Origin of the sequence: Zhenhengia yiwuensis, from assembly GCF_014384995.1 — a bacterium.
Lineage (GTDB): Bacteria > Bacillota > Clostridia > Lachnospirales > Cellulosilyticaceae > Zhenhengia > Zhenhengia yiwuensis.
In genome coordinates, this window is record NZ_JACRSY010000003.1 from 68,480 (window position 1) to 83,439 (window position 14,960).

The 14,960-nt window shown below is 35.2% G+C and carries 13 protein-coding genes; 12 read left to right on the top strand and 1 reads right to left on the bottom strand.

Annotated features, from left to right (window positions below):
* Positions 1 to 105: 105 nt before the first annotated feature.
* From H8718_RS02570 to H8718_RS02590, 5 genes are all read left to right on the top strand, one after another.
* Positions 106 to 900 (top strand): GTP pyrophosphokinase, encoded by a 795-nt coding sequence (locus tag H8718_RS02570; protein ID WP_177671520.1) that lies wholly within the window; start codon positions 106 to 108, stop codon positions 898 to 900.
* A 12-nt stretch (positions 901 to 912) separates the two neighbouring features.
* The gene (gene metA, locus H8718_RS02575) at positions 913 to 1,827 is read left to right on the top strand and encodes a homoserine O-acetyltransferase MetA (RefSeq protein WP_177671519.1); all 915 of its coding nucleotides are present in this window, start codon (positions 913 to 915) and stop codon (positions 1,825 to 1,827) included.
* 91 nt (positions 1,828 to 1,918) lie between these two features.
* Positions 1,919 to 2,239, top strand: coding sequence for a hypothetical protein (locus H8718_RS02580; RefSeq protein WP_177671518.1), 321 nt, complete (start codon positions 1,919 to 1,921; stop codon positions 2,237 to 2,239).
* A gap of 138 nt (positions 2,240 to 2,377) precedes the next feature.
* On the top strand, positions 2,378 to 4,612 hold the full coding sequence (locus H8718_RS02585) for a type IA DNA topoisomerase (RefSeq protein ID WP_249331391.1): 2,235 nt from the start codon (positions 2,378 to 2,380) through the stop codon (positions 4,610 to 4,612).
* 144 nt (positions 4,613 to 4,756) lie between these two features.
* On the top strand, positions 4,757 to 4,930 hold the full coding sequence (locus H8718_RS02590) for a DUF362 domain-containing protein (RefSeq protein WP_177671516.1): 174 nt from the start codon (positions 4,757 to 4,759) through the stop codon (positions 4,928 to 4,930).
* A 49-nt stretch (positions 4,931 to 4,979) separates the two neighbouring features.
* Here the strand turns inward: H8718_RS02590 and H8718_RS02595 are convergent, their stop codons facing one another.
* The gene (locus tag H8718_RS02595) at positions 4,980 to 6,311 is read right to left on the bottom strand and encodes an APC family permease (RefSeq protein ID WP_177671515.1); all 1,332 of its coding nucleotides are present in this window, start codon (positions 6,309 to 6,311) and stop codon (positions 4,980 to 4,982) included.
* A 259-nt stretch (positions 6,312 to 6,570) separates the two neighbouring features.
* Here H8718_RS02595 and typA point away from each other — a divergent pair, with 259 nt between their 5' ends.
* The 7 genes from typA to H8718_RS02630 all read left to right on the top strand — a co-directional run bounded on the left by typA (position 6,571) and on the right by H8718_RS02630 (position 14,910).
* Positions 6,571 to 8,382: a translational GTPase TypA gene (gene typA / locus H8718_RS02600; protein WP_249331392.1), complete on the top strand. Its 1,812-nt coding sequence runs from the start codon at positions 6,571 to 6,573 to the stop codon at positions 8,380 to 8,382.
* A 175-nt stretch (positions 8,383 to 8,557) separates the two neighbouring features.
* Positions 8,558 to 9,688: a BMP family ABC transporter substrate-binding protein gene (locus H8718_RS02605; protein WP_249331393.1), complete on the top strand. Its 1,131-nt coding sequence runs from the start codon at positions 8,558 to 8,560 to the stop codon at positions 9,686 to 9,688.
* A 22-nt stretch (positions 9,689 to 9,710) separates the two neighbouring features.
* On the top strand, positions 9,711 to 11,222 hold the full coding sequence (locus H8718_RS02610; protein WP_249331394.1) for an ABC transporter ATP-binding protein: 1,512 nt from the start codon (positions 9,711 to 9,713) through the stop codon (positions 11,220 to 11,222).
* Positions 11,212 to 12,267: an ABC transporter permease gene (locus tag H8718_RS02615; RefSeq protein ID WP_249331395.1), complete on the top strand. Its 1,056-nt coding sequence runs from the start codon at positions 11,212 to 11,214 to the stop codon at positions 12,265 to 12,267. Before H8718_RS02610 ends, H8718_RS02615 begins: the two co-directional genes overlap by 11 nt.
* Positions 12,268 to 13,200 (top strand): ABC transporter permease, encoded by a 933-nt coding sequence (locus H8718_RS02620; RefSeq protein WP_249331396.1) that lies wholly within the window; start codon positions 12,268 to 12,270, stop codon positions 13,198 to 13,200.
* A 149-nt stretch (positions 13,201 to 13,349) separates the two neighbouring features.
* Positions 13,350 to 14,192, top strand: a complete 843-nt coding sequence (locus H8718_RS02625; RefSeq protein ID WP_249331397.1) for a 4Fe-4S binding protein — start codon at positions 13,350 to 13,352, stop codon at positions 14,190 to 14,192.
* Positions 14,176 to 14,910, top strand: coding sequence for a uracil-DNA glycosylase family protein (locus H8718_RS02630; RefSeq protein ID WP_249331398.1), 735 nt, complete (start codon positions 14,176 to 14,178; stop codon positions 14,908 to 14,910). The genes H8718_RS02625 and H8718_RS02630 overlap by 17 nt, the downstream gene beginning before the upstream one ends.
* The last annotated feature ends 50 nt before the right edge of the window (positions 14,911 to 14,960 follow it).

Sequence of the window (14,960 nt, forward strand, 5' to 3'; positions counted from 1 at the left end):
GAGACAAGTATGTAAAATATGAAAGTAACAATTTTAAGTTGAGTCCAATTGCACAAATAGGGTATAATAAATAGGATGAGTTTAGGCAAAAGGATGGTGAAGCCGATGGAAATGAACAATTGGAAAAAGATTTTAACACCATATACACAAGCTGTAGAAGAGCTCAAAATCAAATTTAAAGGCATGAGAAATGAGTACATTAATTTAGATGAATATTCTCCAATTGAATTTGTAACAGGCCGTGTTAAAAAGATTTCAAGTATACTAGAAAAAGCGAAGAAGAAGAGTATTCCACTTGACCAAGTTGAAGAGAAAATGGAAGATATTGCGGGAATCCGCATTATGTGCCAGTTTGTAGAAGATATTTATAAAGTAAGAGAAATCATTCGTTCTAGACATGATATGTATGTGGTAGAAGAGAGAGATTATATTAATAATTTAAAACCAAGTGGTTATAGAAGTTATCATATTATTATAAAATATCCTGTCCAGACCGCTCAGGGTGAAAAGCTTGTATTTGCAGAAATTCAGATTCGTACATTAGCTATGAACTTCTGGGCAACTATTGAGCACTCTCTTAGATACAAATATAAGCAAAATATGCCAGAACATATACAAGAACGTCTTAATAAAGCAGCAGAAGCAGCTCACCTTTTAGACCAAGAAATGGCTGAAATTCGCGAAGAAGTGCTGAAGTCACAGCAAGGTTTTCAAGCGGAATCTAATGTGGTTGCAGATATTTTTGGAAATGTGCAAGCGCTTGCTAAAACAAATGAACAAGAAGAGATGAATGACATTTATGAAATGTTTTGGAGCCTTTGGGAAGAAGGGAATGTGGATAAACTTAACCAGTTTAATAAAGAGCTTGAAGATAAGATTCGTCAAGTTTATCAAATGTAGGGGGAGACAATTTTGCCAATTAGGGTACCAAATCAATTACCAGCAGCTCAGGTTTTGCAGAAAGAAAATATTTTTATTATGGATGAGGAATGTGCTATTAGACAAGATATAAGAGAGCTTAAAATTGCACTTTTGAACCTTATGCCAGTTAAACAAGATACTGAAGTACAGCTTTTAAGATTGCTAGGAAATACACCACTTCAAATTGATATTACACTTTTAAGACCAGCAACTCATGAGTCTAAAAATACTTCAAGTGAATACTTAAATACTTTTTATAAAACATTTGAAGAAGTAAGAGAAGAAAAATTTGATGGAATGATTATTACAGGTGCACCTGTTGAGCAGATGCCTTTTGAAGAAGTGACCTATTGGGAAGAACTTACAGAAATTATGGAGTGGACTAATACAAATGTAACATCCACCTTCCATATTTGCTGGGGGGCTCAGGCAGGCCTTTACTACCATTATGGCATACACAAAGAATTGTTGAAGAAGAAAAGATTTGGTATTTTTGAACATACTAGAATAAATAATGCACCACTCCTCTATGGATTAGATGATAAGGTGTCTATACCTCATTCTAGGCATACAGAAATTTCGAGACAAGAGGTGAAGGCTTGTAATGATTTAGTCATGCTATTAGATTCTAAAGAAGCAGGTCCAGCACTTATGATTTCGAAAGATGGTAAACATATTTTTGCAACAGGGCATGCCGAGTACGACCCTTATACACTTGGTAATGAGTACAAAAGAGATTTAGCAAAAAATCTACCTATAGAAATGCCTCAAAATTACTTCATCCAGAATAATATGGAAAAAGGAGTTTGTGTAAATTGGCGTTCACACGCTTATATTCTTTTTTCAAACTGGTTAAACTATTATGTGTATCAGGTAACTCCGTATAATTTGAAGGAAATAAGGTAAACATTGCTAAATATAGAGTTGTTATACGATTTGAAAATTGTTATAATACATTATAAGATTGGTTTTTACTGTGTGATAAGGAGATGAAGCAGTGAATACACGTAAATTAAAAAAGAGAGTCAAGGAGGTCAAGAAACGTATGTGTTGTGGAAAAAAAGATAAATCAAATAAAGGATTATGGCTCGGAATTATTCTTGCAGTTGTGACAGCATTAGTAGGTGTTGTGCTATGGTTAAAATCAAGAAATGATGAGTACATTGAAGAATACTACGAGTATTTTGATGATGATTTAGAAGATGAATTAGAAGACGACCTTTATGGCGAAGATGATGATGTAGAATACGTTGCAATCAAAAATTTTGATGTAGAAGACAAAGTTGAAGACTCTGAAGAAGTAGAAGATAAACAATAATGACGGGAAAGCTAGCAGTGATTACATTGCTAGCTTTTTAAATTGGTTTATAGTATAAATCCAGTAAATGTTTAGATTTAAAAGTTTGGGATATGCTATAATACTTATGACAATAAGAAATAGGAGGGCAGCCTAAACGTGAAAAAAGTAATTATTGCAGAGAAACCATCTGTCGCTAAAAATATTGCGGATGCACTGCACATTAAAGGACGAAAAGATGGATATTTTGAGGGAGAAAGCTATTTAATTACATGGGCTTTTGGGCATCTTCTAGAACTTTACGATGCAAAAGACTATGATGAAAAAATGAAAATCTGGCGTATGGAATACTTTCCTTTTATTCCAGAACAGTTCAAATATAAAGTAAAGATGGACCAAGGACGTAAAAAAGTAGATTCAGGAGCTAAAAAACAGCTTAAGTGTATCAAAGACTTGATTGCTAGAGATGATGTAGATGGCGTTATCTCTGCAACAGACTATGATAGAGAAGGTCAGATAATAGGTGATAGTATATTAAACTACCTGAAAGTGAAAAAGCCAGTATATCGTATTTTGCTGAATGAATGGACCGAGGATGAAGTTAAAAAAGGGCTTGAAAAGGTAGTTGATAATAGATCTATGCAGCCACTTCAAGATGCAGGGATTAGCCGTCAGCATGCAGATTGGCTTATTGGGATTAATTTAACTTCTGTAGCGACACTGAAATATAAATCAGGAAAGGGTGAACTCTTTAATATAGGGCGTGTATTGCTTCCTACCCTTAAAATGATTTATGATAGAGATATGGAAATCCTAAACTTTAATCCAGAGCCTTATTTTAAACTGACGGGGACTTTCGGGTATGGCGAGGGTAATTATGAGGGTACTTATACATTAGATAAGAAGGATAAGTTTGAAAAAGAAGAAGATTTAAAGCTGATTCGAAGTAAGCTTCAAGATAAAAGGGGGGTACTTGCTCAAAAAGAAGTGACAGAAAAAAATGAATACCCACCTGTTCTATTTAACTTATCTGCACTACAAGGGCATATTACAAGTAAATATACAGGCTTTACATCAGATAAGGTACTTAAGATTGCTCAAAGTCTTTATGAGAAAAAGTATATTACTTATCCTAGAACAGCTAGTAGCGTGCTGGATGAAAGTTTAGTAGATAAAGCCAAGAAAGTATTATTTAGTCTTAAACAAGGCTTGCCTTATGAAGAAGAATTGGTATTCCGTAAAAGTCCTCGTGTCTTCAATAGTAAAAAGGTAGAAAGCCATAGTGCTATTATCCCAACTTATATGAAGCCAAGTGGCCTAGGGAGGGATGAGCAACTGGTGTATGAAGCTGTACGCAACCGCTTCTTAATGCAGTTTATGCCAGTATCTATAGTTGAGGAAACTGTATTTACAACAACTGTAGAAGATGTAGAAGGTGCTTTTATCTCTAAAGGGAAAGTACAGAAAATCTTAGGTTGGAAGAAGATTGAAAATGATAATGCAAAAGATGCTATTTTACCAGATCTTATAGAGGGAATACCAGTAACTATTGAAAAAGTAGACATTACATCCCATGCTACGACGCCTCCAAAAGCTTATACAGAAAAAACACTTTTACGTGCTATGGAAACTTGCGGTAAGCAGTTTAAAGAAGAGAAAAGCCAAGAAGAGGGCGAAGATAATGAACTTATGGATGCCATCTTAAGTGGGTTTAGTATTGGTACACCAGCAACAAGAGCAGAGACTATTAAGAAGTTATGTTACACAGGCTATACAATTATGCAGAAGAAAAATATTAGGTGCACAGAAAAAGGTAAAAAGCTTATAGAAACATTGCCCATTAAGGAACTCATGGACTTAGAGTATACAGGAAGACTCGAAAAAACTTTAGCTGATATTGAAAAGGGTACAGTGAAAAAAGATACCTTTATGAATCATATTATTCGCTTTGTAGTAGGAGGCGTAGATACGATTAAAGGACAGAAAGCAGCACCTATCCAATATACAAAAGAGGCTTTTGCGCCTGCTAGTGTGCCTAAGGCTAAAGCATCTACTAAGAAGCAGTCTACTGCTGAAAAGATTACTACAGTAGGTAAAAAAGAAGTATTAGGTAAGTGCCCATTATGTGGCAGTGATGTGATAGAAGGAACAAAAGGTTTTGGATGTATGGGTTATAAGCAAGGCTGTAAGTTCGTAATCTGGAAAGCAGATGAAGCATTAGGTCGTTATGGAAAGAAAACAACTAAAACGCTTGTTAAACAGCTTCTCAAAAAGGGGGAAGGTAATATTAAAGGGTTGAAAACTAAGAATGGTACCAAGTTTGATGCTATTGTAACTTATACTTTTAATCAGGACAAAGGATTGGGTGACTGGAAGTTTAGAAAGCCTGAATAGATAGCAATTGAGAATAATTCTTTAAACTGGAAAAATCTTGACATTAAATAGAAAGTGATAGTATGATTAAGATAAATTAGCATTTAGACAAGTGTTAATTTATCTTATTTTATTTTAAAGAGAAAACATGGAGGTGTTTTAGCGATGGCATACCGTATTAGTGATGATTGCATTAGCTGTGGAGCTTGTGAAGCAGAATGTCCAGTTGGATGTATTTCTGAAGGTGATGGTTTATACGTAATCGACGCAGATTGCTGTATCGAATGTGGTGCATGTGCATCTGTTTGTCCAGTAGGTGCTCCAAACCCAGAAGCATAAACATATAAATAAAAAAGGGCTTTCACTTAGTGAAAGCCCTTTTTTATAGTTAAGCATTAAATTTTTTGCCTTTATAGTGCCAGAAGGCTGCAGCTGCTACAAGAAGTAAAGCGCAGAAGGCAGCATAAATCCAGAAGTTACTGTTACCCATACTTCCAATAAGAATCATAAGGGAACCGCAGATTGCAAGTATTGGATTCATCTTACCTCTCCAGAAACCTTGGATTTCGCCTTTTTGACCCATTTGGAAAACCTTAAGATAAAGTATAATATAAAGTACGTAGTTAATTGTAATAGCAATTTCAGATACATCTGAGTTCTGAAGGATATTATATTTTTGTGTAAAGTAATGTATAAACATCCAGAATACACATAAGATAAAGGCAACTAAAGCACCAGATAAAGAAAAACTTAATCCTTCACGTGTTTTACTGATTTGTTCTGAACGAGGGAACATGCCTCTTAAACTAAGTGAATAAGGAAGACGTAAAAGTCCCATAATAAGACCGTTTACAGTACCCATAACAGAGATAATAACAAAGATTAAAATCACTTTAGAACCAAGAGGTCCAAGAAGTTTAAGTGCAGCAGCATCAACGTGAGCATCTCCCATACTCATAACTGTTTCAGGACCTACATACATGCTGATTCCTACGAAGTAGAGTAAATAAATTGCAAGAATGAAAAGTGGTGCAAAAATAAGCGCAATCTTTAAATTCTTTTTAGCATCTTTAATTTCATGACCTAAAGATGTTGCAATAATCCATCCGTCAAAGGCAAAAGCAATAGGAGTAATGGCAGCAATCCAACCAGCAGATTCCACAACGGGAGCCTGGCTAGGTGTAATATGAGTAGGGTCCCCTGCTACAATTCCTGCAATACCAATAATGAACAGTGGTAAAAGTTTAATTACTGTAGCAAGATTTTGGAAATATCCTCCAAGTTTTGCTGAAAGTATATTACAAATAAAAAGTATACACATAATAACAAATCCAATAAGAACTTGTGTAATAAGAGTTGCTTCAATACCAAATAGTAAAGAAGAGTAAATACCGATTACCCAAGAAACAACACAAATAAGTGTAGGGTAATATAAAAAGGTATGGAACCAACCAAAAGCGCAAGCTATGTAGTTGTTACAAGTATCTTCGGCATAAGCGATAATACCACCTGTTTTCGTACTACGGGTAGCAAGTTCAGAAATGGTAAGACTTCCAAAAATAATACTGATCGCAGCGAGGCAAAATACTAGTATCCCAAGGCTAATACTTCCTCCAGTGGCAATTAGGATATTATCACTGCGAAAGAAAATACCAGAACCAATTACGATCCCAACAATCATACCAATTGTTGTAAATAAGCCATATTCTGTCTTTTTCATAAAAAACCTCTTTCTTTTTATTTTAGTCATACGTTACAAGTCCGATCTTATAAGGAAAGATAGGAAAATATGAATAAGCAGTAGTATACCATAATGTCTTAAAGTTGAAAATAATTCTTTATTACTTAAAAAGTGCTAAAAAAACAAGGGGAATATAAAAAAAATAGTAAGATGTTACATGTTGAGGAAATAAACTTAGGATGATACAATATTAAGTTGTGATAAGATGCGTATAAACATGCAGAAATGAGGAAAATAGATGAATCATGATAAAATAATTAATATAGCAGTAATTGCCCACGTTGATGCGGGTAAATCTACACTTGTAGATGCCTTTTTAAATCAAAGTGGTGTATTTAGAGCAAACCAAGAAGTAGTAGACTGTGTAATGGACAGCAACTCTCTTGAGCGTGAAAGAGGGATTACAATCTACTCTAAAAACTGTTCTATTAGATATAAAGACTATAAAATCAATATTGTAGATACTCCAGGACATAGTGACTTCTCATCAGAAGTAGAACGTGTTATCCGTACAGTAGATACAGTTATTCTTTTAGTAGACTCTATTGAAGGACCAATGCCACAAACACGTTTTGTTCTTCAAAAATCCTTAGAACAAGGATTAAAACCAATTCTTGTTATTAATAAGATTGATAAACCAAACCACCGTGCAGAAGAAGTAGTAGATATGACATTCGATTTATTCGTAGATCTTAATGCTAATGATGAACAGCTTGACTTCCCAATTCTTTACGGTATTGGTAAACAAGGTATTATGCAATATGATCTTGATACACCATCAGACAACATTGAGCCACTTCTTGAAACAATCGTAAAACAAGTTGGTGAATATCCAAAAGAGGATGATGCTCCACTTCAAATGCAAATTAGTGCATTAGGTTATGATAACTTTATTGGTCGTCTTGGTATAGGCCGTGTGTATAAAGGTACAGTAAGAGACGGACAAACTATCCAAATTTCAGATAATGATGGTAAACTTAGAACAGGCCGTATTGCGAAACTTATGACTTATGAAGGTCTTAAACAAGTTCCAATTGAAGAAGTATCAAGTGGGAATATTGCAGTAATTGCAGGTATTACAGATATTTCTATTGGTGAAACTGTAGGGGAAATGGGTAAAGTAGAACCTATGGAGCCAATTACAATTGAAGATCCAACACTTTCTATGAATTTCCTTGTTAACAACTCACCATTTGCTGGTAAGAGTGGTAAATTCGTTACAACAAGACATATTAAAGATCGTTTAGAAAAAGAACTTGAAGTTAACGTTGGTCTTAAAGTAGAGGCAATGGATACAACAGACGGATACAAAGTATCAGGCCGTGGTGAACTTCACTTATCTATCCTTATTGAAAACATGCGTCGTGAAGGTTATGAACTTGGTGTATCTAAACCAGAAGTTATTATGCACCGTGATGAAAATGGCAAACTTGTAGAACCAGTTGAACGTGTTATTATTACACTTCCAGAACAATATTCAGGTGCAGCTATTGCTAATCTTAATATGCGTAAAGGTATGATGCAAAGTATGGAACCAGAAAATGGTTATGTACGCATTGAGTACCTCTGTACAACACGTGGTCTTTTAGGATTCAGAAGTGAACTTATTACAGATTCTCGTGGTGAAGCAACACTTGTTAGACGTATTGAAGGCTACACAGAATACGTTGGTGAGCTTCCAAGAAGAGCAAATGGTGCGCTTATTGCACAAGAGCCAGGTACAACTATGGCTTATGCACTTAACAACCTTGAAGACCGTGGAATTTTATTCGTACCACCAGCAACAGAAGTATATGAAGGTATGATTATTGGTATGAACTCAAGAAGAGAAGATATGACTGTTAATGCATGTAAAAACAAAAAACTTACCAATACACGTGCTTCAGGATCTGATGATGCCGTTAAACTTACACCTCCAAAAGTATTTAGTTTAGAAGAAGCTTTAGAATTTATTGAAGATGATGAATTAGTAGAAGTGACACCGGATGCTATTCGTTTACGTAAACGTATTTTAAACGAAGGCGATAGAAGAAGAGCTAATAAAATGTAATATAGAAAATGAGCAGCTTAGGCTGCTCTTTTTTTATTATTTTATGATTTAAAATAGAAATAAATAAAAAATTTACTTGAATTTAAAAATGTTAGGTATTATAATGAGGGTACAAAGTCGAACATTTAATTAAAAAAAACAAAAAATGTTAGGAATAATAGAAGGGGATAAGAAGATGTTTAAAAGAGGTTTAAAAAAAGCACTAGCACTTACATTAGCACTTACTTTTGCTTTAACAGGATGCGCACAAAGTGGTGGAACTACACAGGGAAAACCAAGTAATGAAGTAGTAGCAACAGAGAATAATGAAAAGAATGTAAAAGCAGGCTTCATTTTTATGGGACCAGTAGCCGATGGTGGTTGGTCACAATCTCATAATGAAGGACGTCTTGCAGCAGAAGCTGCACTTGGTATTGAAACACTTTATAAAGAATCGGTGCCAGAAACTCAAGAAGTTGAAAAAGTAGCAAGAGATATGATTGATCAAGGATGTAATGTTATCTTTGCAGCATCATTTGGATATATGGATTATATTGAAAAGTTAGCAAAAGAGTTTCCAGAAGTAACATTCTTCCATTGTTCAGGTTATAAAACAGCAGAAAATATGTCTAACTACTTTGGTAAAATTGAAGATGCTAGATACTTATCAGGATTAGTAGCAGGTCTTCAAACTAAAACAAACCAAATTGGTTATGTAGCAGCTATGCCACTTCCAGAAGTTGTACGTGGTATTAATGCTTTCGCTCTTGGTGTAAAAGCAGTTAATCCAGAAGCTACAGTTAAAGTTTCATGGACAAATGCTTGGTATGATCCTGCAAAGGAAAAAGAAGCAGGCTCTGCTTTAATAGATGGTGGATGTGACGTACTTGCACAGCATCAAAATGCAGCAGGTGCACAACAAGCTGCTGAGGAAAAAGGCGTTTGGTCAATTGGTTACCATGCAGATATGAGTGCTGTAGCACCAAATGCTAATCTTACAAGTGCTGTTTGGAATTGGGGCCCATATTATATAGAAGCTATTCAATCTGTAATGGATGGTACATATACAGCTGAAAGTTATTGGGAAGGTATTGAAGCTGGTGTTGTAGATGTATCTCCACTTACAGCTAATGCATCTGCAGAGGCTAAAGAAGTGGTTGATGCAGCAAAAGCACAAATGCTTGAAGGTACACTTAAAGCATTCCAAGGACCAATTGTAGATCAAGCAGGTAATGAAAGAGTTGCAGAAGGTAGTGAGCTTAGTGATGAAGAACAACTTTCATGTGACTGGTTTGTAGATAATGTTATTGGGGAAATCAACCAATAAAAATTGAATAGGAGCGTTGTTTATGGAACATTCAGTAGTGGTAAAACTAGAGAAGATTACAAAAAGGTTTGGCCCGGTTACTGCCAATGAGAATGTTGACCTTTTATTAAATAAAGGTGAGATTCATGCCCTACTTGGAGAAAACGGCGCAGGTAAAAGTACACTTATGAACATGCTATCAGGAATTTATAGTCCTGATAGCGGTTCTATTTTTGTGCATTCGGAAAAAGTACATTTTACCTCTCCAAAGCATGCCATTAGTTATGGGATAGGGATGGTTCATCAACATTTTAAATTAGTAGATAGCTTTACAGCTAAAGAAAATATTATTGCAGGAAGCAATAAGAGCTTTTTGGCTAAAGGAAATAAAGAATTGGATGAGATTAAAGCACTTTGTAAGAAATATAATCTATCTTTAGATCTTGATAAAAAGGTCATGGATATGTCTGTTAGTGAAAAGCAAATGCTTGAAATTATAAAAGTTATTTATAAAGGCTGTGACATACTTATTTTAGATGAACCAACAGCAGTACTCACACCACAAGAGGTAGAGGTACTTTTTGATATTGTACGCCGTATGAAAGAAGAAGGCTGTGCAGTTGTTATTATTACACATAAACTTCATGAAGTTATGGCACTTTGTGACCGTGTAACAGTCCTACGTAAAGGGACTACAATAACAACTGTAGAGATCAAAGATACAAATCCCAAACATTTAACAGAGCTTATGGTAGGTTCAGAAACAGAATTAAGTATTACGAGACAAGTACCACAAAATACAAAGGTTATATATGAGGCCAACCACTTAACTGTTATGAATAAAGAAGGTGTAAAAATGCTAGATGATGTATCTGTTGCCCTTCGCAGTGGTGAGATTCTTGGGATAGCAGGTGTAGCAGGAAGTGGGCAGAAAGAACTGTGTGAAGCATTAGTAGGTCTTTACCCACTTGCACAAGGTGAACTTATTTATGAAGGACAAAATATTACAGGTGAAAAACCTAGAGAAATACATAAAAAAGGTATTGCCATGAGCTTCGTCCCAGAGGATAGATTAGGTATGGGACTTGTAGGTTCAATGGATATGGTAGATAATTTGCTTTTAAAAGAATATCATACACAAACAGGTTTCTTTCTTAATAAAAGCAGTGTTAAAGCAAAGGCCGAAGAGCTAGTAGAGAAATTAAGTGTTAAGACACCAAGCATATTCCATCCTGTTAAAATGCTTTCAGGTGGAAATATCCAAAAGATTTTATTAGGAAGAGAGATTGAAGCTAACCCTAAAGTACTTATTACAGCTTATGCTGTACGAGGTTTAGATGTTGGTGCAACTCACCAGATTTATGACCTTATTAGTGAGCAAAAAGCTAAAGGTGTAGCTGTTATGTTTGTAGGTGAGGATTTAGATGTACTTTTACAGCTAAGTGACCGTATTATGGTTATGTGTGGTGGAAAGGTAACTGGTATTGTAGAAGCACGAGATACTACAAAAGAAGAAATTGGGATGATGATGGGAGGTAAAACATATGCAAATTAGGGTAACAAAGGCATCAAATCCATCAAATAAGAAAAAAGTGTTTTGTACACTTGTAGCTATTGGACTTGCTATGATTATTACAAGTGTGATTATTGCAGTTATGGGGCATAATCCACTTAATGTGTATTACTCTATGCTTGAAGGATGTTTAGGTACTTCTCATCGTATCAAACAGACTATTATTACTGCAATTCCACTTGTTGTGACAGCAGTAGGGATTGGGATTGCTTTCAGAATGAAATTCTGGAATATCGGTGCAGAAGGACAAATTTTAATGGGTGGTTGCTTTGCAACTTTTGTAGCACTATATTTTAAAAATTTACCAGCTATTGTTTTATTACCGACTATGATTTTATTAAGTGCTATTGGGGGTAGTATCTGGGCCCTTATTCCTGCTATACTTAAAGCTAAATTTAATACAAATGAAACCATTGTAACACTTATGATGAACTATATTGCTTTAAAATGGGTAGTATTCTTGCAATATGGTCCTTGGAAAGACCCTAATGCTATGGGATTCCCGAAAATTGCTAATTTCACAGATAATGCTATTTTACCAAAACTTTTTGGCGTACATATTGGGTGGATCATCGCGCTTATTTTAGTAGTAGTGATTTACTACTTTATTAATCACACTAAAATAGGTTATGAAATTCAAGTATTAGGTGAAAGTGAAAATACTGCTAAGTATGCTGGGATGAATGTAAGGAAAATTATCCTCATTGCTATGATGATGAGTGGTGCAATTTGTGGATTAACAGGTATGATTCAGGCATCGGCAGTGAATAACACTTTAACAATGGATTTAACAGCAGGTGTAGGTTATACAGCAATTATTATTGCATGGTTATCTAATCTTAAGACACCATGGATGGTAGTTGTTTCTATTCTTTTTGCCATCCTGACTCAAGGAGCAAGTTATATTCAAACTGTGTATCAGATTCCTCAAGCAGCAGCAGAGGTTATCCAAGGTATTATTCTTTTCTGTATATTAGGAAGTCAATTCTTTATCAATTATAAAGTTCATGTAAAGGAGGTAGCATAGATGAATATTGAATCCTTTTTAACAGCAGCAGTTATTGCAGGTATGCCCCTTCTTTTTGCCACATTAGGTGGTATTATGAGCGAAAAAGTAGGTCATCTTAACCTTGGGGTAGAGGGGATGATGGTTATGGGAGCAGTGATGGGCTTTATAACAAGCGTACAGACACAGAATCCTTATTTAGCACTTCTATCAGCGATGGCAGCCGGTGGGGTAGGGGCACTTATTTATGCAGTGCTGACTATATCTCTTCGTGCTAATCAGGTTGTAACCGGTTTGGCACTTACTATATTTGGAACAGGGTTTACTAACTTTGTAGGGCAATCTTTTGTAGGGCAAATTGTGCCAGAAAGTGTAAAAACATTTTTTGCTCCTATAGCTATTCCAGTTTTATCAAATATCCCTATTATAGGAGGAGCATTCTTTAATCAAAGTCTATTTGTGTATTTAGGCTATGGTATAGCTGTTATACTTATGCTGTACTATGTCGTAACAAAAGTAGGACTTAATGCACGTATGATAGGTGAAAATCCAGGTGCGGCCGATGCAGCGGGTATTCCTGTTGCACTTTATAAATATATTAATATTGTCCTAGGTGGTATGCTTTGTGGGTTAAGCGGTGCTTTTTTATCACTTGTATATGTACCATCTTGGCAACAAAATATTACGGCAGGTAAAGGGTGGATAGCCGTAGCGCTTGTTATTTTTATTGGATGGAACCCTGTTAAAGCTATTTTTGGGGCTATTCTATTTGGAGCACTGGATATACTTGGACTTAGACTTCAAGCAGCGGGCATTCAAATCAATCAATATTTTGTAGATATGTTACCTTATCTTATGACTATTATTTTCCTTGTTATAGGGTCTATTCGTACAGGTGGAGCAAGCAAGGGCCCAAAGGCTTTAGGGGAAGCATATTTTAGAGAGGATCGTTAAATAAGAACTAAAAGCTACTACGGTAGCTTTTTTTGTGTAAAGATTCGGGAAACGTGGTATATGATTCAACTTGAATGGGCGTATCAATTATTGTATAATGTTGACCTGTGTGAAAGAACGTAGAGAATAGATTTGAAAGAGGGGATGAGATGTTAGACTTAAATGAATTAAAGGCTAAAGGAATTATAGCACAAAAGCAAGAAGGTTATTTTGTACTGCGTTTTTTAAGTAGAGCAGGATATTTTGATGCAAATGAGATGCAGCATTTAGCAGATCTAGCACATAAGTACGGTAATGGTAAGATGGGATTAACGAGTAGATTAACTTTAGAAATTCCATATATTAAAGAAGAATCCTTAGAAGAAGTATTAAAATTTTGTAAGGAGAGAAACTTAAGGATAGGTGGAGGTGGCCCAAGTGTACGTGCTATCTTAACTTGCAAGGGAACAGTTTGTAAGCATGGGCTTGTAGATACCGATAAGCTTGCAAGAGAAATGGAAGATAGATTTTTGATGCGTCAGCTCCCAGGCAAGTTTAAGATAAGTATACTCGGGTGTCCAAATAGCTATGGAAAAGCCCAAGGAAATGATTTAGCCTTTTTAGCGGTGCGTAAGATTCAGTTAGATGAAGCTAGCTGCATTTTATGCCAAAAGTGTATAAGAGTATGCCCAGATAAAGCTTTTACAGTGGATGAGGGGACATTATTGCTTGATGAAGAGAAATGTTCAAGATGTGGCAAGTGTATACCAGTATGTCCAGTAGAAGCACTTCATCAAGAGGAAGTAGAATTTTTAATCTTCTTAGGGGGAAGACTAGGTAGACGCTCTAGACTTGCAACACCTTACCATAAAACATGTAAAGAAGATGAGATTATGGATATTACAGAAAAAGTATTAGCTTATTATGAAATGGTAGCCAATCCAAAAGAACGTTTTGCAGAAGTTATTGAACGTATTGGACAAGCAGAGGTAGAACATGCCATATTTAATTAAAGATTACTATGATACTATAAAAGGATTACCGTTAAAAGCTTCTTATAAAAAAGAAGAATTAATAATTCCAGAATTATTGATTGAAGAGCAAGAACAGATAGCTTTATATTACTGTACACATAATCAGCATATTAATGAATGTGCAAAAGTGTTTATTGTGGGTATTACACCAGGATTTAACCAAATGAATAAATCTATTGCTGCTGCAAGGCTATGTATAGAGGAGAATGTACCTTTAGAAGCTATGCCTTATTTATGTAAAAGGGAGGCACGTTTTGAAGGTTCACTGAGAAAAAATATTATAAGTATGCTAGATGAACTAGGTTTAGCTAATAAGCTTGGGATAGAGCATGCAGCAGCGTTATTTGAAGAAAGGGATGACCTTTTGCATACAACTTCTATGATTCCTTTTGCAGCTTTTGTAAAAGGGAAAAACTATACAGGTCATCAGCCACCTCTTCTTAAAAGTGACCTACTTAGAAAGTATGTAGAAACTTTCTTTTATCCACAGGTAGATTTACTTAAGGATGCACTTATTATTCCATTAGGTAAAAGTGTAGAGGAAATACTTAAACTGCTTATCAATGAAGGCAAACTTAAAGAAGAAAACTGTCTATTAGGTTTTCCGCACCCTTCTGGAGCTAATGCACATAGATATAAACAGTTTGCAAATCATAAAGCTGAGATGATAAAGAAAATTAATAAAAAGAATTTCTAAGAGTAGGATGAGAATAACATTTTACTCTTTTTATGTACTCAAATAATGCT

Coding starts and splice junctions, on each gene's coding strand:
- H8718_RS02595 (WP_177671515.1), bottom strand. CDS start 6,311: ATGAAAAAGACAGAATATGGCTTATTTACAACAATTGGTATGATTGTT.
- H8718_RS02615 (WP_249331395.1), top strand. CDS start 11,212: ATGCAAATTAGGGTAACAAAGGCATCAAATCCATCAAATAAGAAAAAA.
- H8718_RS02630 (WP_249331398.1), top strand. CDS start 14,176: ATGCCATATTTAATTAAAGATTACTATGATACTATAAAAGGATTACCG.
- typA (WP_249331392.1), top strand. CDS start 6,571: ATGAATCATGATAAAATAATTAATATAGCAGTAATTGCCCACGTTGAT.
- H8718_RS02590 (WP_177671516.1), top strand. CDS start 4,757: ATGGCATACCGTATTAGTGATGATTGCATTAGCTGTGGAGCTTGTGAA.
- H8718_RS02610 (WP_249331394.1), top strand. CDS start 9,711: ATGGAACATTCAGTAGTGGTAAAACTAGAGAAGATTACAAAAAGGTTT.
- H8718_RS02605 (WP_249331393.1), top strand. CDS start 8,558: ATGTTTAAAAGAGGTTTAAAAAAAGCACTAGCACTTACATTAGCACTT.
- H8718_RS02620 (WP_249331396.1), top strand. CDS start 12,268: ATGAATATTGAATCCTTTTTAACAGCAGCAGTTATTGCAGGTATGCCC.
- H8718_RS02570 (WP_177671520.1), top strand. CDS start 106: ATGGAAATGAACAATTGGAAAAAGATTTTAACACCATATACACAAGCT.
- H8718_RS02625 (WP_249331397.1), top strand. CDS start 13,350: ATGTTAGACTTAAATGAATTAAAGGCTAAAGGAATTATAGCACAAAAG.